At 71.5% G+C, this 19,306-nt stretch carries 10 protein-coding genes and 3 pseudogenes; 5 read left to right on the plus strand and 8 right to left on the minus strand.

What is annotated here, in order from left to right; translation table 11 throughout:
• Positions 1-78: 78 nt before the first annotated feature.
• From ABD794_RS14440 to ABD794_RS14450, 3 genes are all read right to left on the minus strand, one after another.
• On the minus strand, positions 79-1,710 hold the full coding sequence (locus tag ABD794_RS14440; protein ID WP_344963636.1) for a peptide ABC transporter substrate-binding protein: 1,632 nt from the start codon (positions 1,708-1,710) through the stop codon (positions 79-81).
• 393 nt (positions 1,711-2,103) lie between these two features.
• Complete coding sequence (gene typA, locus ABD794_RS14445; protein WP_344963638.1) at positions 2,104-4,011, minus strand: translational GTPase TypA; 1,908 nt, start codon at positions 4,009-4,011, stop codon at positions 2,104-2,106.
• 239 nt (positions 4,012-4,250) lie between these two features.
• Positions 4,251-6,251 (minus strand): ABC transporter family substrate-binding protein, encoded by a 2,001-nt coding sequence (locus tag ABD794_RS14450; RefSeq protein ID WP_344963639.1) that lies wholly within the window; start codon positions 6,249-6,251, stop codon positions 4,251-4,253.
• 326 nt (positions 6,252-6,577) lie between these two features.
• Between ABD794_RS14450 and ABD794_RS14455 the strand changes: the two genes are divergently transcribed.
• The 5 genes and pseudogenes from ABD794_RS14455 (at position 6,578) to ABD794_RS14475 (ending at position 12,714) form a co-directional block, all read left to right on the plus strand.
• Positions 6,578-6,862 carry a hypothetical protein gene (locus ABD794_RS14455; protein ID WP_199892727.1) on the plus strand — a complete coding sequence of 95 codons (285 nt, stop codon included), beginning with the start codon at positions 6,578-6,580 and terminating at the stop codon, positions 6,860-6,862.
• Between the two features lie 52 nt (positions 6,863-6,914).
• A pseudogene (locus tag ABD794_RS14460) lies at positions 6,915-7,797 on the plus strand (hypothetical protein).
• A gap of 13 nt (positions 7,798-7,810) precedes the next feature.
• On the plus strand, positions 7,811-9,748 hold the full coding sequence (locus ABD794_RS14465) for a fumarate reductase/succinate dehydrogenase flavoprotein subunit (protein WP_344963642.1): 1,938 nt from the start codon (positions 7,811-7,813) through the stop codon (positions 9,746-9,748).
• The gene (locus tag ABD794_RS14470; protein WP_344963644.1) at positions 9,745-10,524 is read left to right on the plus strand and encodes a succinate dehydrogenase/fumarate reductase iron-sulfur subunit; all 780 of its coding nucleotides are present in this window, start codon (positions 9,745-9,747) and stop codon (positions 10,522-10,524) included. Before ABD794_RS14465 ends, ABD794_RS14470 begins: the two co-directional genes overlap by 4 nt.
• Before the next feature lie 54 nt (positions 10,525-10,578).
• Positions 10,579-12,714, plus strand: a complete 2,136-nt coding sequence (locus tag ABD794_RS14475; protein ID WP_344963646.1) for a TPM domain-containing protein — start codon at positions 10,579-10,581, stop codon at positions 12,712-12,714.
• Here the strand turns inward: ABD794_RS14475 and ABD794_RS14480 are convergent.
• The 5 genes and pseudogenes from ABD794_RS14480 to ABD794_RS14500 all read right to left on the minus strand — a co-directional run bounded on the left by ABD794_RS14480 (position 12,708) and on the right by ABD794_RS14500 (position 18,959).
• The gene (locus ABD794_RS14480; protein ID WP_344963648.1) at positions 12,708-15,209 is read right to left on the minus strand and encodes a SpoIIE family protein phosphatase; all 2,502 of its coding nucleotides are present in this window, start codon (positions 15,207-15,209) and stop codon (positions 12,708-12,710) included. The genes ABD794_RS14475 and ABD794_RS14480 overlap by 7 nt on opposite strands.
• 188 nt (positions 15,210-15,397) lie before the next feature.
• A pseudogene (locus tag ABD794_RS14485) lies at positions 15,398-15,815 on the minus strand (ATP-binding protein).
• Positions 15,816-15,967: 152 nt separating this feature from the next.
• Positions 15,968-16,156: an SPOR domain-containing protein gene (locus ABD794_RS14490; RefSeq protein WP_344963649.1), complete on the minus strand. Its 189-nt coding sequence runs from the start codon at positions 16,154-16,156 to the stop codon at positions 15,968-15,970.
• A gap of 131 nt (positions 16,157-16,287) precedes the next feature.
• Positions 16,288-17,926: pseudogene (locus ABD794_RS14495) on the minus strand (APC family permease).
• A 280-nt stretch (positions 17,927-18,206) separates the two neighbouring features.
• Complete coding sequence (locus tag ABD794_RS14500) at positions 18,207-18,959, minus strand: GntR family transcriptional regulator (RefSeq protein ID WP_344963650.1); 753 nt, start codon at positions 18,957-18,959, stop codon at positions 18,207-18,209.
• Positions 18,960-19,306 lie beyond the last annotated feature (347 nt).

Consider the following 19,306-nt stretch of genomic DNA (forward strand, 5'->3'; position numbering starts at 1 on the left):
TCGCCGACGGGCCCAGCGGCCGCCGGTTCCTTGTGGGAGGGCGGTCGCTGGGCCTGCGTCACTGCAAGCGTCCCGGTGTTACTTCTTGACCTCGACCTCGGTCCAGACGGCCTGCCGCTGGTAGTCGATCTTCACGTTCTGCACGCGCTTGGAGTAGCCCGCGACGGTGTGGTCGGTGAAGAGCGGGATGGCCGGCATCTGGTCCTGCATGATCTTCTTCTCGGCCTCGAAGTAGCCCTTGTTGGCCGCGTCCTCGGTCTTGGCCTCGTCCGCCTTGTTCATCAGCTCGTCGACGCTCTTGTCGCTGAAGCCCATGTCGTTGGCGCCGGCACCGGTGCGGAACTGCTCGGTGACGAAGTTGGCGATGTTCGGGAAGTCCATCACCCAGGCCATGCGGAACGGGTTGCTGAGCTTCTTCTCGGTGATCAGGTCACGCGATTCCTGGAAGGTGGGCTTGGCGTCGGTCACGCACTCGACGCCGGCGTTCTGCCGGATGTCGTTGCAGACCGCGTCCACCCACTCCTTGTTGGCGCCGTCGGCGTTGTAGGTGATGGTGACCTTGTTGCCCGGGACGCCGCCGCCCTGCTTGATGAGGTCCTTGGCCTTGGCCGGGTCGAACTTGCAGAGGTCGCCACAGGCGCCGTCCTGCCAGCCCGGGATGCCCTTCGGCGTGAAGCCGGTGGCCGCGTCCTTGCTGCCCTTGAGCGCGGTCTTGGCGATGGTCTCGCGGTCGATCGCCATGGACAGGCCCTGGCGGACCTTGACCTTCTCGGGCTTGCCCCACTCCTTGTCGTAGAGCGGGAAGGCGATGTTGGTGTTGCCGCCGTACGGCTGGCTGATGGCGCGCTTGCCCAGGTCGTCCTTGAACTTGGCCACCTGGGAGTTGGGCACCTGGTACATGATGTCGATCTTGTCCGACAGCAGGTCCGCGTAGGCCGCGTCGTCCTTGCTGTAGAACTTGAAGTCGATGCCGCCGTTCTTGGGCTTGTCGTCGCCCTTGTAGTCGGCGAACTTACGGACCTTCAGCTCGACCTTGTGCGCCCACGAACCCTCCATCTTGTAGGGGCCGTTGCCGATGGGGTGCTCGCCGAAGGCCTTGGGGTCCTTGTAGAACGCCTCGGGGAGCGGGAAGAAGGCGTCGTAGTACAGCCGCTCCTTGAAGGTGGAGACCGGACGCGCGAGCTCGATGGTGAACTCGTTGTCGTTGACGACCTTCAGGCCCGACATCGTGTCGCCCTTGGGGTCGCCCTTCTCCGGGTGGACGTCCTCGTAGCCCTTGATGGCCTCGAACCAGGAGGAGTTGAGCTGGGCGTTCTTGGCGTTGGCGGCCCAGTTCCAGGCCTTCACGAAGGAGTTCGCGGTGACCGTCTCGCCGTTGTGGAACTTCCAGCCCGGCTTCAGCTTGACGGTGAAGTGCTGGTTGTCAGTGGTGTCGACGCTCTGCGCCTGGGCCATCTGCAGCTTGTTGTTGATGTCGAAGGTCACCAGGCCGCGGAACATGTTGGCCATCATGTAGTGGCCGCCGACCTCATTGGTGTTGGTCGGGATGAGCCCGCGCTGCGGCTCGGTGTTGTAGTAGCTGAACACGCCGTTGGGGTCAACGGCCGCGTTCCCCTCGTCATCGTTACTGCTGCCGCCGCCACAGGCAGTCGCCGCCATCGCGACGACTATCGCGCCCACGACCCACTTGGCGCTCTTGGCACCGCGCATGGGTATCCCTCCTCAGGAGTCCACTGTCACCAGATAGGAGGAACCGGCCCCTGCGGCGCTGACACCCCTGACAGCGCAACAGGAACCGGAACCCCCGAGTGTGCTCGTGAGTCGGCGCACTCCCCACAGCGCGTTGACCCATTGACCCGAGCTAATGGCCCCACTATTGAGCACCGTCGCCCCGTAAACCACACTTAAAGGGTTTCGCTTTGGTCACATCGATCAGCCACACGCGCCCGAAATCCGGACAAACACGACCCAGACAGACAGCAACGAATCGGGTCGATGACCCAAGAATCCGGATCTGCCTGTCCGTTATCCGGACAGGCATGGCAAAGGCCCGGTGCCCCCGCCGTGTTACGGGGACACCGGGCCTCAGGCGACCGGTGAGGATCAGCCGTGCTTGGCGCGCGACGCGGTGCGGCCGCGCTCCTTCTGGTCCAGGACGACCTTGCGGATGCGGACCGCCTCCGGGGTCACCTCGACGCACTCGTCGTCGCGGCAGAACTCCAGGGACTGCTCCAGCGACAGCTTGCGCGGCGGGACGATCGCCTCGAAGGAGTCGGCGGAGGAGGAGCGCATGTTGGTGAGCTTCTTCTCCTTGGTGATGTTGACGTCCATGTCGTCGGAGCGGGAGTTCTCGCCGACGATCATGCCCTCGTACACCTCGGTGCCCGGGTCGGTGAAGAGCACGCCGCGCTCCTGGAGGTTCGTCATCGCGAAGGCGGTGACGGCACCGGCGCGGTCGGCGACCAGGGAGCCGTTGTTACGGGTCTTCAGCTCGCCGAACCACGGCTCGTGGCCCTCGTGGATGGAGTGGGCGATACCGGTGCCGCGGGTGTTCGTCAGGAACTCCGTACGGAAGCCGATCAGACCACGGGACGGGACGACGAACTCCATGCGGACCCAGCCGGAGCCGTGGTTGGACATGTTGTCCATGCGGCCCTTGCGGGTGCCCATGAGCTGCGTGACCGCGCCCATGTGCTCCTCGGGCACGTCGATGGTGATGCGCTCGACCGGCTCGTAGGTCTTGCCGTCGACCTGCTTGGTGACGACCTGCGGCTTGCCGATGGTCATCTCGAAGCCCTCGCGGCGCATCTGCTCGACCAGGATGGCCAGCGCCAGCTCGCCACGGCCCTGGACCTCCCAGGCGTCGGGGCGGTCGGTGTCGAGGACGCGGAGCGAGACGTTACCGACCAGCTCGCGGTCCAGACGGTCCTTGACCTGGCGGGCGGTGACCTTGCGGTCCTTGACCGCGGCCTTGGCGTCCGCGCCCTTGCCGGTGCCGCCACGGCCGACCAGCGGCGAGGTGTTGGTGCCGATGGTCATGGAGATCGCCGGCTCGTCGACGGTGATCAGGGGCAGCGCGACCGGGTTCTCCGGGTCGGCCAGGGTCTCGCCGATCATGATGTCGGGGATACCGGCGACGGCGCAGATGTCACCGGGGCCGGCCACCTCGGCGGGCTTGCGGGTGAGGGCCTCGGTCATCATCAGCTCGGTGATGCGGACGTTGGAGATCGAGCCGTCACGCTTGATCCACGCGACCGTCTGGCCCTTGCGCAGCTCGCCCTGCTCGACGCGGAGCAGCGCGATACGGCCGAGGAAGTTGTCGGCGTCGAGGTTGGTGACGTGGGCCTGGAGCGGCGCGTCCTCCTCGAACGCCGGGGCCGGGACGTGCTCCAGGATCGTGGAGAAGAACGGCTCCAGGTTGGTGCTGTCCGCGGGGACGGTGCCGTCCTCCGGCTTGGTCAGCGAGGCGATGCCGTCACGGCCGCAGGCGTAGACGATCGGGAACTCGATCTGGTCCTCGTCCGCGTCCAGGTCCAGGAAGAGGTCGTACGTCTCGTTGACGACCTCGTCGATGCGGGAGTCCGGGCGGTCCGTCTTGTTGATGCAGAGGATGACCGGCTTCCGCTGCTGGAGCGCCTTGCGGAGCACGAAGCGGGTCTGCGGCAGCGGGCCCTCGGAGGCGTCGACGAGCAGCACGACCGCGTCCACCATCGACAGACCGCGCTCGACCTCGCCACCGAAGTCGGCGTGGCCGGGGGTGTCGATGATGTTGATCGTGATCGGGGCCCCGCCGTCCTTGGGGTGGTACTTCACCGCCGTGTTCTTGGCGAGGATCGTGATGCCCTTCTCACGCTCCAGGTCGTTCGAGTCCATGACACGGTCGTCGACGGACTCCAGCTGGTGCGCGGCGAAGGCGCCGGCCTGCTTGAGCATGGCATCGACGATGGTCGTCTTGCCGTGGTCGACGTGGGCGACGATGGCGACGTTACGAATGTCGTGGCGCGTGGGCACTTGCGGCGCTTCTCCCGGAATCGTGGATGGCCTCGCGTACGGTCCGGTACACGGGCCTGCCGGGCGGATCAAGCCACGGCCTCACTCCATGGTACGGGGAAGTGGTGCATTGAGCCCCCCGGGGATGTGTACGTCCACCCTGACCTGCGGTTTCTTGCCCCCACCCCGCCCCTTCCCGACGGTACGGATGCGCGGCTCCGCCGTGTGAGGGGCCCGGACCCGGCCCCGCAGGGCCCCGCTCACCGCAGGAACCCCACATCCTGATACCGCGGGCTCGCCAGCCCGAACGCCCCCGCGTTCGCGACCGACCGCCGCGTCGCGACCAGCTCCGGCCGCTGGTACAGCGGAATCGCCGCGGCCGCCGCCCAGATCCGCGCGTCCGCCCGCAGCACGAGGTCGCGGGCGGCGTCCGCGTCCAGCTCCGTGGAGGCCTGGTCGAAAAGCCGGTCGATCTGGTCGGTGCCGACCCGGGTGTAGTTCTGCTCGACCTGGAGCGATCCGTCCGCCGCCGGCTGCGGCTTGGCGAAGATCGGCCGGGCGTCGGTCGCGGGGAAGGCGCTGGCGGGCCAGGAGTAGAGGGCCAGGTCGAAGTCGCCGGAGGCGACGTGGTCCTTGAAGAAGCCCGCGTCCTCGACCTTCACGATCTCCGTGCGGACGCCCACCGCGTCGAGCCGCCGGGCGATCCGCGCCCCGACCTCCCGCAGCGGCTCGGCTCCCGCCCCCTTCGGCAGGACGAAACGGAGGGCCAGCTTCTTGCCGTCCTTGAAGCGGACCGGGGCGAGGCCGCCCTTGCCCCCGCCCGCGTCCCGGGCGCTCTTGCCGTCGCCCTGCGGGTCGAGCCCCTGCTGGTCGGGCAGTTGTCCGTCGCCGCCGAACTCCGGCGTCTCCTCCGGCGGCCGGAGCTCGGCCTTGTCGTCCGGGCGCCCCGGCCGCTGCGGCTCCGGGGCCGCCTGGGCCGGCCTGCGCCGCGGCGGCTCGCCCTTGCCCTCCTTCCAGCCCGCGTCGGCCAGCAGGTCCCGGGCCGCCCCGGGGTCGGGGGAGCCGAGGGCGTCGCTGTTGTCCTCGTAGCCCGGCTGCCCGGCGACGAGGACGTGGCTGCCGAGCGGGTCGGCGGGCAGGCCCAGGGGGGCCAGGACGAACCGGGCGAGCTCCGTGCGGTCGATCGCCCGGGCCACGGCCCGCCGTACCCGCTCGTCGGAGAGCGGCCCGGCGGCGCCGTTCAGCGCCAGCTGGGTGTAGGCGGGCTCCAGCGCGCGGTGCACGGCCAGGCCCCGCAGGCCGGCGTCCGGACCGGCGGCCGGTGCGGGTGCGGCGGCCGCGGCGGGCTTGTTCGCGTCGTCGCCCTTGTGCCGGGGCGGCTCGTTGGCCCGGGCGATCCGCTCGGCCGCGGCGGGGGCGATCTCGGCGACGTCGAGCCCGCCGCCCGCCAGCGCGGCGGCCCGCTCGTCGCGCGGCACGGCGCGCAGCACCAGCCGGTCGAGCTTGGCCCGGTCGCCCCACCACCGGGGGTTGCGGACGAGCGCCAGCGTGCCCTGGGCGTCGTTGCGCTCGGCCACCTGGAACGGGCCCGCCGAGAACGCCAGGCCCTTGCGCATCGAGTCGTTGAAGGCGTTCCCGGTGCCCATCGCCGCCCGGGGGTAGAGCGGGGTGAAGAGGCCGGCCCAGTCGGCGTAGGGCTTCGCGAAGGTGACCTTGACCTCGTGGGCGTCGGCGCCGCGCTCGACCCGCTCGATCCGGTCGTATCCGGCGTTCCCCGCCGTCCAGAATGCGCTGTCCTTGCCGCGCAGGGCCTTCCACTGGGCCTCGAAGTCGGCCGCGGTGACGGGCGTGCCGTCGCTCCACACCGCGCGCGGGTTCAGGCGGTAGAGCACGGCCTGCTTCGGCTCGCGCTGCACGACGTCGGCGGAGGTCAGGTAGTCGGCGTTGCGCTGCGGGCGGCCGTGGACATCCAGGGTGAACAGGGTGGGCAGCACGGCGGCGGCCACCCGCTGCGAGGTGGCGTCGGCGTCCGACTGGAAGACGTTGTAGGTGGCCGGCAGCGCGTCGACGGCCCAGGTCAGGGCGCCCTTGTCGGCGACCTTCGACCGGGGGGCGGCCGCGATGTCCTGGGTGGCGTCCGACAGCCCGCCCCCGGCGGTGCTGTCCCCGCCGCAGCCGGCCAGGACGGGCAGCGGGAGCAGGAGCCCCGCGACGAGCAGGGCGGCGGGACGGCGCGAGCGCGAGGGCGTGCGGATGGACATGGGTGACAACCTCCGCCGTACGGGGCCGGATCCTTCGGATCGCCCGGCCGCCCCAATCGCTCGGTCGGCGCATTGCGCGGCTGATCCGATCTTCTCCGCCCACTGAAGGCGACGGCCCGGGCGAAGACGTGCCGACACGACGCCGCCGACCCGCACGCCACCCACCTGGACGAACGTTTGAGCAGCGGCAGGCCGCGCGAGGAATGCGCTCCCGCGAAGGTGCAATCGGGGCGGCTATCTTCCCCTGAAGGGGTGTGACGCGCGACACTCTCTGTCGCATCACCGTCGCCACCCGCAACCGCCGATCGCGGAAGTGAGGGCAAACCGTGTCCCTGAACGACGATTTGACTGCTGTTCAGCGCTGCCTGGGCGAACTCGACCGGGCCCTCGGGCGGCTGGAGCGACAGCTGGGCAGCGACGGTCCGGAGCTGCGGCGGATGCGCTCCGACGCCGGTCATCTGCGCGACAGCTTCTCGCTGTTGCGCGAGACCCAGCCACCGGAGCGTCCCCGTCCGGCCATGGTGACGATCCCCGACACCCCGTACGACGCCTCGCTGTGGCGGGACGCCGACGAGGAGGGGATCGGCTCCCGGGACCGCCGCGCCCCCTAGCGGCCGTCCGGCATCCCGCCACCCCTACCCCCCGCTCCTCCCGGAGTCCCCCTTGTCAACTGGCACCGATCCGTCAACCGGCACCGGTCCCCGGCCGTCCGCCGGCTCCGATCCCCGACCGGCCGCCCCCGCCCCCCGCGGCGGGCGGCGGCGTCCCACCACCCCTCGCGGGCCGCGATCCCGGCCCGCCATCTGCGCCGCGACCGCTGGTGGCTGGCGCCCGCCGCCACCACCACCGGGCTGCTGATCTTCGTCGTCTACGCCACCTGGCGGGCCTTCGCGGACGAGCGCTACTACGCGGCGCCCTACGTCTCGCCGTTCTACTCGCCGTGCTTCGCCACCCGCTGCGTCCCGATGAAGGAGGGCGCCTCCTGGGGGCTGTTCGGCGACTGGTGGGCCATCTCCCCCGCCCTGCTGGTGCTGATCTTCCCGCTGGGCTTCCGGCTGACCTGCTACTACTACCGCAAGGCCTACTACCGGGGCTTCTGGGCCTCGCCCCGGCCTGCGCGGTCGCCGAGCCGCACAAGAAGTACAGCGGCGAGACCCGCTTCCCGCTGATCCTGCAGAACATCCACCGCTACTTCTTCTACGCGGCGGTGCTCGTGGCGGCCGTCCTCACCTACGACGCGGTCGTCGGCTTCCGCAACGAGCACGAGGAGTGGGGCCACATGGGCCTGGGCACCCTCGTCCTCGTCGCCAACGCCGTGCTGATCTGGGCGTACACGCTCTCCTGCCACTCGTGCCGGCACATCGTCGGCGGACGTCTGCGCACCTTCTCCCGGCACCCCGTCCGCTACCGCATGTGGACCTGGGTGGGCCGGCTCAACGCCCGCCACATGGCGCTCGCCTGGGCCTCGCTGGTGAGCGTGGCGCTGGCCGACCTGTACGTGTACCTGGTCGCGGGCGGCGTGTTCGACGACCCGAGCTTCTTCTAGGGGAGACGTTTCGATGACACGGGTGGACCGGCAGTCCTGGGACGTGGTCGTGGTGGGCGCGGGGGGCGCCGGGCTGCGGGCCGCGATCGAGGCCCGCGAACAGGGGCTGCGCTGCGCTGTGATCTGCAAGTCGCTGTTCGGCAAGGCGCACACGGTCATGGCCGAGGGCGGCATCGCGGCCTGCATGGGCAACGTGAACGCGCACGACAACTGGCAGGTGCACTTCCGCGACACGCTCCGCGGAGGCAAGTTCCTCAACAACTGGCGGATGGCCGAACTCCTCGCCCGCGAGGCCCCGCAGCGCGTGTGGGAGCTGGAGACCTGGGGGGCGGTCTTCGACCGCACTCCGGACGGGCGGATCTCGCAGCGCAACTTCGGCGGGCACGAGTACCCGCGGCTGGCGCACGTCGGCGACCGCACCGGCCTGGAGCTGATCCGCACGCTCCAGCAGAAGGTCGTCGCCCTCCAGCAGGAGGACCAGCGGGAGTTCGGGGACTACGAGGCCCGGCTCAAGGTCTTCCAGGAGTGCACGGTCACCCGGGTGCTGAAGAACCGCCCCGGGCCGGGCGGGCGGGTCTCGGGCGTCTTCGGCTACGAACGGGAGTCGGGACGGTTCTTCGTCCTGGAGTCCCCGGCGGTGGTGCTGGCGACCGGGGGCATCGGCAAGTCCTTCAAGGTGACCTCCAACTCCTGGGAGTACACCGGCGACGGGCACGCGCTGGCGCTGCTGGCCGGGGCCCGGCTCGTCAACATGGAGTTCGTCCAGTTCCACCCCACGGGCATGGTCTGGCCGCCGTCCGTCAAGGGCATCCTCGTCACCGAGTCGGTGCGCGGCGACGGCGGCGTGCTGCGCAACAGCGACGGCAAGCGGTTCATGTTCGAGTACGTCCCCGAGGTCTTCAAGGAGAAGTACGCCGAGACGGAGGCCGAGGGCGACCGCTGGTACACCGACCCGGACGACAACCGCCGCCCGCCGGAGCTGCTTCCGCGCGACGAGGTCGCCCGGGCCATCAACGCCGAGGTCAAGGCGGGCCGCGGCTCGCCGCACGGCGGGGTGTTCCTGGACGTGTCGACCCGGATGCCCGCGGACGTCATCCGGCGCAAACTCCCCTCCATGCACCACCAGTTCAAGGAACTGGCGGACGTCGACATCACCGCCGAGGCAATGGAGGTCGGCCCCACCTGCCACTACGTGATGGGCGGCGTCGAGGTGGAGCCGGACACCGCCGCGGCGGTCGGGGTGCAGGGCCTGTTCGCGGCCGGCGAGGTGGCGGGCGGGCTGCACGGCTCCAACCGGCTCGGCGGCAACTCCCTCTCGGATCTCCTGGTGTTCGGGCGGCGCGCGGGCCTGTACGCGGCGCGGTACGCGGCGGAGCTCGGCCCGGCGGAGCGGCCGGAGGTCTCGGACGCGGACATCGCGTCGGCGGAGGCGGAGGCACTCCGTCCGTTCGGCGCCGAGGAGACGGGGGACGCGGAGAACCCGTACACCCTCCACCAGGAGCTCCAGCAGTCGATGAACGACCTGGTCGGCATCATCCGCCGGGCGCCCGAGATGGAGGAGGCCCTGCGCCGGCTGTCCGCCCTGCGGGCCCGGGCCCGCAGGGCGGCGGTCGAGGGGCACCGGCAGTTCAACCCGGGCTGGCACCTGTCCCTGGACCTGCGCAACATGCTGCTGGTCAGCGAGTGCGTGGCGCGCGCCGCGCTGGAGCGGTCCGAGAGCCGGGGCGGGCACACCCGCGACGACCATCCGGGGATGGACCGGCGGTGGCGGCAGGTCAACCTGGTGTGCCGGCTGGCCGACGACAGCACGGAACCGGCCGTCGAGGACCCGGCGCTCGGCCGCATCCGGCTGGAGCGGCAGGAGGCCCCGCCGATGCGCCCCGACCTGCTGGAGCTTTTCGAGAAGGACGAGCTGAAGAAGTACCTGACGGACGAGGAGCTCACCCGATGAGTTATCAGGCGCACTTCAAGGTGTGGCGGGGTGACGCGGACGGGGGCGGCCTCGGCGACTACGAGGTCACCGTCAACGAGGGCGAGGTCGTCCTCGACGTCATCCACCGGCTCCAGGCCACCGCCGCCCCGGACCTGGCCGTCCGCTGGAACTGCAAGGCGGGCAAGTGCGGTTCGTGCAGCGCGGAGATCAACGGCCGCCCGCGGCTGATGTGCATGACCCGGATGTCCGTCTTCGACCCGGCCGAGACGGTCACGGTGACCCCGATGCGGGCCTTCCCCGTCGTCCGGGACCTGGTCACGGACGTCTCGTACAACTACGCCAAGGCGCGCGAGGTGGCCGCGTTCGCGCCGCCGGCGGAGCTGGAGCCGGGCGAGTACCGGATGAAGCAGCAGGACGTGGACCGCGTCCAGGAGTTCCGCAAGTGCATCGAGTGCTTCCTGTGCCAGGACACCTGTCACGTGGTGCGTGACCACGAGGAGAACAAGACGGCCTTCGCCGGTCCGCGCTTCCTGATGCGGGTGGCCGAGCTGGACATGCACCCGCTGGACGCGGCCGCCGAGGCGGGCGTGGACCGCAAGGCGGCGGCCCGCGAGAACCACGGGCTCGGCTACTGCAACATCACCAAGTGCTGCACGGAGGTCTGCCCCGAGCACATCAAGATCACCGACAACGCCCTGATCCCGCTGAAGGAGCGGGTCGTGGACCGCTCGTACGACCCGCTGGTCTGGCTGGGGAGCAAGATCCGCCGCCGGGGCGCGGAACACGGAGCGTAATACCACACGAGCTCCGGGTAGCGACTTTGACAAACCGGTCATACGCTCCGAAGTGTGACGCGGCTTCTGAGTCGGTACGGGCCCGGGGCGCCGGGGTGGGCCCTGCTCGGCGCCCTCTTCGTGCTGTGCGCGCTGCTGCTCCCGGCACCGCCCGCCGCCCGCGCGGAGACCCCGCTCGATCTGGACGCGGGCGGCCGCGTCACCGACACCGTCGGTGCCCTCGGCCGCCGCCGCTCCCAGGTCGAGGCCGCCCTCGCCCGGCTGGCCGCCCAGCGCATCCAGCTGTACGTCACCTACGTCCGCGACTTCTCCGGACGCGCCGCGCACGACTGGGCCGACGCCACGGCCGACCGCAACGGTCTCGGCCCGCACGACGTCCTGCTCGCCATCGCCACCTACCCGCGGCAGTTCGCCGTCTCCGCCGCCCAGGACTCGGGCTTCCGCGCCGAGCAGCTGGCGCAGGTCGCCTCGGTCGCCATCGGGCCCGCGCTCAAGGAGCACGACTGGGCCGGGGCCGCGATCGGCGCCGCCGACGGCTACCGCTCCGTCCTGGCGGGACAGCCCGTACGCGCGCCCGTCATCGTCCCCGGCCGCACCGACCCCGGCGGCAGCGGGCTGCTCCCCGGCGACCGGCGGTTCTGGATCCCCGTGGTCTGCGGGACGCTGCTGATCCTGGCCGGCCTCTACCTGCGCGGGCGGCGGGCGCGCCGCCGGCCCGCTCCTCCGCCCCCGGACCCGCCGCTGGTGGCCACCACCACCCCGCCGGGGCTGGCCCGCATGGCGCAGCCGCTCACCCCGCTGCCCGAGCTGGACGCCGAGGCCGACGCCCGGCTCGTCGGAACGGACGACGCGGTGCGCACCAGCGCGGAGGAGCTCCCGTTCGCCCTCGCCCAGCTCGGCGAGGACGCGGTGCGGCCGTTCGCCGAGGCCGTCGCCTACGCCCGGGCGGAGCTCGCCGACGCGTTCCGGCTGCGGCAGCGGCTGGACGACGCGCCCGTGCGCGACGACGACTTCCGCCGGCACGCCCTCGACGAGATCTGCTCCCGCTGCACCAGCGCCAACCGGCGGCTGGACGCGGAGGCGGCGGCCTTCGACCGGCTGCGCGACCTCACGGCCCACGCGGCGCTGGTGCTCGACCGCGCCGAGGCCGCCGCCCGGTCCCTGGCGCCGCGCATCGACACGGCGCAGTACGCGCTCGCGGCGGTCGCCGGCCGCTGCACCCCCGCGTCGCTGGCCCCCGCCGAGGGGTACCCCGAGGAGGCCCGCGACCGGCTGGCCTTCGCGGAGGCCGCCCTCGCCGAGGCGCACGTCGCGCTCGCGGCGGGCGAGCCGGACCGGGCCGCGGTCTCGGTCCGCGCGGCCGAGGGCGCGCTGTCCCAGGCCCGCACCCTGGCGACGGCGGCGCTGCGGCACGCGTACGAACTGGGCGGTGCGGCGCGGCGGCTGGCCTCCGCGCTGGTGGACGCCGAGACGGCGGCCGCGGTCGCCACCGGTCCCGGGGCGCGGCTGCTCTCCGCGGCGCGGCGGGAGGCCGCGTGCGAACGGATCGACCCGCGGGCGGTGCTGCGGCGGATCGACGAGGCGGCGGCCGCCCTGGACGAGTCGTGCCCGGACACGGATCCCGGCCGCCCCGCCCGGGCCCGGGCGCGGGCCGGGCGCGCGGTGCTCGCGGCGCGGGGGGAGGTCGCCGGGGCGCGGGACTTCGTCGCCACCCACCGCGGCGCGGTGGGCAGCCGGGCCCGGACCCGGCTGACCGAGGCCGAACGCCTCCTGTCCCTGGCCCGGCCCCCGGACGGCTCGCTCCCGCCGTCCGCGGCGGCGGACGCGGAGCGCGCGGAGACGCTGGCCCGCGCGGCGCGACGGCTGGCGGAGCGGGATGTGGGGGCGTACGAGGGGCCGGCGGAGCCGCCGACGCGGGCGTTGGGGGGGTGCGCTTCTCGGGGGCATCGTGCTGGCGGGTCTGTTGCCGGCGACGTTCGGCGGGGGTGCGACGCGCGGGCGCCTGGCGGCGCGGGGGGATTGAGCCCCTGTCCCGCCCTTTCACCGTTTCTCGCCGCGCTCCGCGCGGGTTTGTCCTCAAGCACCGGACGGGCTAAAAATCAGCCCGTCCGGCGCTTGAGGACAGCGCGCGCAGCGTGCTGCTGCGGAAACGGTGAAAGGGCGGGACCGGGGCAAAACCCCCCTCAATAGAGGCTCATCAGAGCCTCCACCGCATCGGGCGCCCCCGACTCCCCATCCGGCAGCGCCAGTTCGAACCACACCGTCTTCCCGTCCGGAATCCTCCGGCTCCCCCACGCCGCGCTGAGCAGCCCCACCAGCTGCAGCCCGCGCCCGCCCTCGTCCGTGTCCCGCGCCCGTCGCCGCCGCGGCTGCACGGATCCGCCGTCCCAGACCTCGCAGACCAGCGTCCGGTCCAGCAGCAGCCGCAGCCGGATGTCGCCCTCGCCGTACCGCAGCGCGTTCGTCACCAGCTCGCTCACGAGCAGCTCGGTGGTGTCGACCAGGGCCTCCAGCCCCCACTGCGGGAGCAGTTCGCGGGCCAGCTCGCGCGCGCGGGCGACCGAGCGCGGCTCGGGCGGGAGCGTCCAGTCGCCGACGTGCCCCGACGGGAGCCCGCGCAGCCGGGCCATCAGCAGGGCGATGTCGTCCTCGCCGTGGTGGGTGTCCAGGGCGGAGAGGACGTGGTCGCAGACGTCCTCCAGCGGCCGCGCCGGGTCCGTGAGCGCGTCCTGGAACGCCTGGAGGCCCTCGTCCAGCGGATGGTCGCGGGACTCGACCAGGCCGTCGGTGTAGAGGGCGAGCAGCGCCCCGTCCGGCAGCTCGATCACCGTCTCCTCGAAGAGCTCGCCGCCCACGCCGAGCGGCATGCCCGGCTGCACCTCCAGCAGCCGGGCGGGCTGTCCCTCCTCGACGAGGACGGGCGGCAGATGGCCGGCGTTGGCGACGGTGCACCGCCGGGTGACGGGGTCGTAGACGGCGTAGACGCACGTCGCGAGGTACACCTCGGAGAGGTCGGCCGGGCGCACGCTGCCCCGCACGCCGCGCGAGGCGGACTGCTTGCCGCCGGGCCGGCCGAGCCCGTGGGCGATCTCGTCGAGCGCGGAGAGCACCTCGGCCGGTTCCATGTCGAGCATGGCCAGGGTCCGTACGGCGGTGCGCAGTTCGCCCATGGCCACGGCGGCCCGCAGGCCGCGGCCCATCACGTCGCCGACGACGAGGGCCGTGCGGTGGCCGGGGAGCTCGATGACGTCGAACCAGTCACCGCCCACCTCGGTCGCGGCGTTGCCCGGGAGGTAGCGGCAGGCGATCTCCAGTCCGGCGGCCTCGGGGTCGACCGGGGGCAGCAGGCTGCGCTGGAGGATCAGGGCGCGCTCGTGCTCGCGCCGGTAGAGGCGCGCGTTGTCGATGCAGACCGCGGCCCGCGAGGCCAGCTCGACCGCGACGGCCCGGTCGCGCTCGCCGAAGGGCTCGCTGCCCCGGGTGCGGGTGAACTGCACCAGCCCGACGACCGTGTCGCGGGCGACCATCGGCACGGCCAGGGTGGACTGCCCGGACACCCCGGGGACGGCCTGCGGCTGGGCCGTGCGCAGGGCGCCGGCGCACGGGGAGTGGAAGGCGTACCGGTGCACCTCGCCGACCTGGACGGCCTTCTCGCCGGAGGGGTCGGAGGCGTCGGACACGTCGGGGGCGACGGGCGCGCCGGATACGGCGCTGGCGAAGGCCACGCGGCGCAGCTCGGCGCTGCCGTCGGCGAGGCCCGGCGGCGCCTCGTCGCCGGCCAGGAGCCCCTGGTAGAGGTCGACGGAGGCGAGGTCGCAGAACTGCGGCACGGCCACGTCCAGCAGTTCGCGCGCGGTGGTCTCCAGATCGAGGGAGGTGCCGATGCGGGCGCTCGCCTCGTTGAGCAGCGCCAGGTTGCGCCGGACGCCCGCGGCCTCGCGCTCGGCGCGGCGGCGGCCGGTGACGTCGGTGGCGATGGCGGCCACACCGATGGGCCGTCCGCTGCCGCCGTGCAGCCGGTAGAGCGAGACGGACCAGCGGCGCCGCTCGGTCCGGCCGGGCACCGGCCCGACGAGCTGGAGGTCGGCCACCGGCCGTCCGCTGTCCAGGACCTGGCGCAGGGCGAGGGTCAGCCTTTCGGCCTCGGAGCGCGGCAGGAAGTCGTGCGGGGTGCGGCCGCGGTGCCAGGCGACGGGACGGCCGAGGGCCTGGGCGAAGCTCTCGTTGACGCGGAGCAGCCGCAAATCCGTGCCGAAGAAGAAGAATCCGAGGGGAGATTGGCCGAAAACGGCTTCGGAGGCCGCGATGTCGGTCTCTATCCCCTGGAGCGCCCGGACGTCGACGGCCACGCAGAGCGCGGCGCGTTCACCGCGCTCGTTGCGGCTGGGCATCACATAGATCTCGGCCAGCCCCTGCTGCCGTTCGTCGCGCTGGTAGGGGACGAGTCCCGTCCAGGCCCGGCCGTCAAGGTCGTGGCCGGGAAGCGCGTCCCCCGAAAAGAGGACCCCCTGCTGCGGGCCGGCGAACACGTCCTGGGGATCCCTGCCCAACGCCTGGCCCGGAGTTATCCCGAAGAGCTCGGCGGCGCGTTCGCTCCACTGCTCGATCCGGCCGTCGGGGCCCAGCGAGAAGGACGCCACGCGAATGTAGTCGTAGAGGGAACCGGGCGGGCTGTTCTGCCACATCGACGTGGTGTCCGTACCCTCTGGGCTGCCCGCCGCAGCGCCCGCTGGCTTTTCGCTCACGTGCCCGTCCCCTCCGGCTCATGTGCTCGCACCGGCATCAGAAGGCCGAGTATCCAGCACCGGAGCCCCTCGGAACACGGACTTCACGATCACAGCACGGTCTCAACCCGCTATGTGTCCTCCCCTGCTTAGCGGGTTGGCAAGCTCAGTTCGAACCAGACCGTCTTGCCGTTGTCGCCGTGCAGGGTTCCCCAGCGGCGGGAGGCCAGGGCGACGAGCTGGAGTCCGCGGCCGCCCTCGTCGTCGGAGGCGGCGGTCCGTTCACGGGGCGGGTCGGGAAGCGGGTCGGAGACCTCGACCTGGAGCACGTGCCCGGCGCGAGGGTACATCCGTACGCCGATGGGGCCGGTGGCGTGCCGCAGGGAGTTGGTGACGAGCTCGCTCACGAGCAGGACCGTCACGTCGATGGACGTCGTCGAGTCCCCATTCGTGCAGCGTGTCGCGGACGAGGGTACGGGCGGTGCGCACCGCGCCGGCCTCGGCGGGGAAGCTCCATTCGGCGAATCCCGGCGTCGATGCCAGTGCGCTGTCGCTCACGCCGACCACTTCCCAGACCGCTGCGCGACCCCACCGGATTGCCCGGCTTGGGGCTAATAATCAGCACATACCCGGTATGGGGGTTGACGTATCGCCGGTGCCCGCAGTCGGATGACGGCGGGGATCAGGGGCCGGGCCTGGGACCGGGACCAGGGGTGGACTCAGGGTGCCACCCGCACCCGCTCGACCGTGTAGAGCTGTTGGTGACCGGGTTGGTGACCGGACGCGTCGAGCCGGTCCGCCACCCGTTCCGCTTCGGTTCTGGTGGCGTACCGGCCCACGCGGTAGCGATTGCCGTTGTCGTCCTGGCGGATCACGAGCCAGGGCAGGAGCGGTTCGTTGTCACCCATCGCCCCTGCCCTTCCGCCGTGGCACCTCTCGTGAAGAAACCGCAGTCCGCATATGCCCGAGCGTACGCCCGACCTTTACGCAGCGGATACGGGTTTTCACGAAGAGGTACGCATTCGGCCACGCATGTGCATTACTTCGCCTTGACCGGCTCCGCCTCGGGCATCTCGTCGGCCTCCATGGCCGCCATCTCCTGCTCGGTGGCGACCAGCGTCGGGTTGCGCCAGGCGCTGCGCACACCCCAGAAGTAGAAGGCCAGACCGATCAGGGCGACGACCAGCAGGTCCCACCCCTCGGCCAGGTAGCCCTTGCCGCCGAACTCGGTGCCGCCGGCCCACGAGACGAAGGCCATGACCAGCAGGTACGCCACCACCCAGGCGCCGGCCTTGAGGTGCGGCTTGAGCTCGGCCCACGGCTTGCGCAGCTCGTACCAGGCCCAGATCGGCAGGCCGACCGCCATGATCAGGATGACCTTGCCGGTGAGCGGCCACTTGCCCCAGTAGAGGACGAGCGAGCCGAAGATCATCGCGACGGGCGCGATGACGGGCATGGCGCGCAGCTTGACCGGGCGCTTGAGGCCCGGGGCGATGCGGCGCAGCGACATCACGGCGACGGGGCCGGTGATGTACGAGATGACGGTCGCGACCGAGACGATCTCGGCGAGCGAGCCCCAGCCGCGGAAGACCGCGAGGAAGAGGAACGCGACGACGAGGTTGAGCAGCAGTGCCGGGCGCGGAACGCCGGTCTTCGGGTCGACCTTGCCGAAGATGCCCGGCAGGTGGCCGTTCTCCTGGACGCCGTGGATCATGCGCGAGGTGGTCGCGGCGTAGATCATGCCGGTGCCGGAGGGCGAGATGAAGGCGTCCGCGTAGAGGACGATCGCCAGCCAGTTCAGACCCCAGGCGATGGCCAGGTCGGCCAGCGGGGACTTGTAGGTGAGGGCGCTCCAGCCGTCGGAGAGGTCGGCAGAGGGGACGGCCATCAGGAAGGCGACCTGCAGCGCGATGTAGATGACCAGCGCGATCAGGATGGAGCCGATGACGGCCTTGGGCAGCGACTTGCCCGGGTTGCGGGCCTCACCGGCCATGTTCAGCGGGGACTGGAAGCCGTTGTAGGCCCAGACGATGCCGGAGGTGGCCACCGCCGTGAACACCGCGCTCCAGCCGTTGGGCGCGAAGCCGCCGGACACCTCGATGTTGTGGGTGTCGAAGTGCGACCACATCAGGGCGCCCGCGGTCAGGACCGGGACGACGACCTTGAAGATGGTGATCGCGTTGTTGGTCTTGGCGAACAGGGTGATCGCGAACCAGTTGAGGAAGAAGTAGAAGACCAGCAGGACGCTGGCGAGAGCCACACCGGTGCCGTGTGAGCTCCTTGCCGTCGAAGAGGTCCTTGGCCCACTGCCACTTCCAGGAGCTCATGTACTGGACGGAAGCGGTCGCCTCACCCGGGATGACGGAGACGATCGCGATCCAGTTGGCCCAGGCGGCGAGATAGCCGGCCAGCGAGCCGTGCGAGTACTGGCCGTAGCGGACCATGCCGCCGGCCTTGGGGAACATCGCCCCCAGCTCGCTGTAGGTCAGCGCGATGGTCAGGGCGACGACGGCGCCGATGACCCACGCGAGGATCGCCGCAGGGCCGGCAATGCCGGCGGCCCGCTGGGCGCCGAAGAGCCAGCCCGAGCCAATGATCGACCCGAGGCCGACGGCCGTCAGGGCCACCGGACCGAGAGTCCGGCGGTAATTGGAGTGAGACCCCTGTTCGGTACTCAACGCCCCGGTCCTCCTTTGCTTTCTACTCCTTCATGGCAGACACAAACCGCGCCATCGTACGAGCGATTTGGCCGAGTTGGTTCCGCCAAAAGCCCCTGACCAGGGGCTATGTGAGTTTTGCAACACAAGGAAAGGGGGTCTCATAGCGAGCGAAAGCCGGACATACCGCACAGTTCCTACCCTCGGGTAGGGATGGGTGGTAAGGGCTGCTTTCGGACTTCGGTCCTGACTCGCCAGTCAGTTCACGCGGCCGTCACACCCGTTCATCCGGGCGCCACGGCTACTTCACCGGCAGGTGATAGGCGACCCGGTGCCGCTCGGCGAGCATCACCACGTCCGCCGTCTCGACCGGGCAGCCGCCCGCGAAGTACGTCCGGGCCACCACCAGCACCCAGTGGCCGGGCACACCGCCGAGGGCGAGCGCCTCCTGGGCCAGCCCGGGGCGGGCACTGATCTCCTCGGTGACGTTGTCCACGATCAGGTCGATCGCGGCCATCCGCTCCACGACCCCGCGCCCGGCGAGCGGACCCTCCTCGGGGAGCATCACCGGCGTCCGGCCCGTGAGGGCGAGGGGCTCCCAGGAGGTCGAGAGCATGGCGGGCTCGCCGGAGCAGCGGAAGAGGTAGTCGGTGCGCATCACCTTGTCGCCGACGGAGATTCTCAGCCGCTCCGCGACGGCGGCCGTCGCCGCGCCCTGCTCGCTGCGCGACTCCCAGGTGCCCTTGACCTTCGGATCGGCCTGCTCCTGACGGAACGGGGTGGACTCGCCCACCGAGCGGTAGCCGGTGCGCACCACGAGGCGGCGCTCGGGGCGCTCGCGCACATAGGTGCCGGAGCCGGAGCGGCCCTCCACCAGCCCCTCCGCCATCAGGACCTTGCGGGCCTCCAGGGCGACGGTGTCGGAGACGCCGTACTGCTCACGGATGCGCGCCTGGGAGGGGAGCCGGGTGTGCGGCGGCAACTCCCCGGCGACGATCTTCTGTCGGAGATCCCCGGCGACGCGAAGGTATGCGGGCTGGTCACCGAAAGCCACGTCCACTCCCAAGGTTGACGGTCCGCAACAGCTTGGCAACCCAGAGTCGCGATCCGCAACTCAAGGCCAAGGAATCACCAGATGTGGTGAATTGCAGCTCAGAGGGGAGTGGGCGGCGATCGCGCGCACGTGCAATCCGCACTCTCCGCGGGCACATCTGCGACGATGCACCGGGGGGTCCCGGCGATCTTGAGGAGCCGCCCCGTGCGCCGCCCCACCCTCCCCGTCTGCGCCCTCCTGCTGGCCCTCTGCGCGGGCTGCGCGCCCGCCGGGACGGCCGTCCGCACCGCGGACGCCCCGGTGGCGGGCGCCAAGGGCGTCGGCGACCCGCTCTTCCCCACGATGGG

The sequence above is a fragment of the Streptomyces thioluteus genome, from assembly GCF_039535865.1.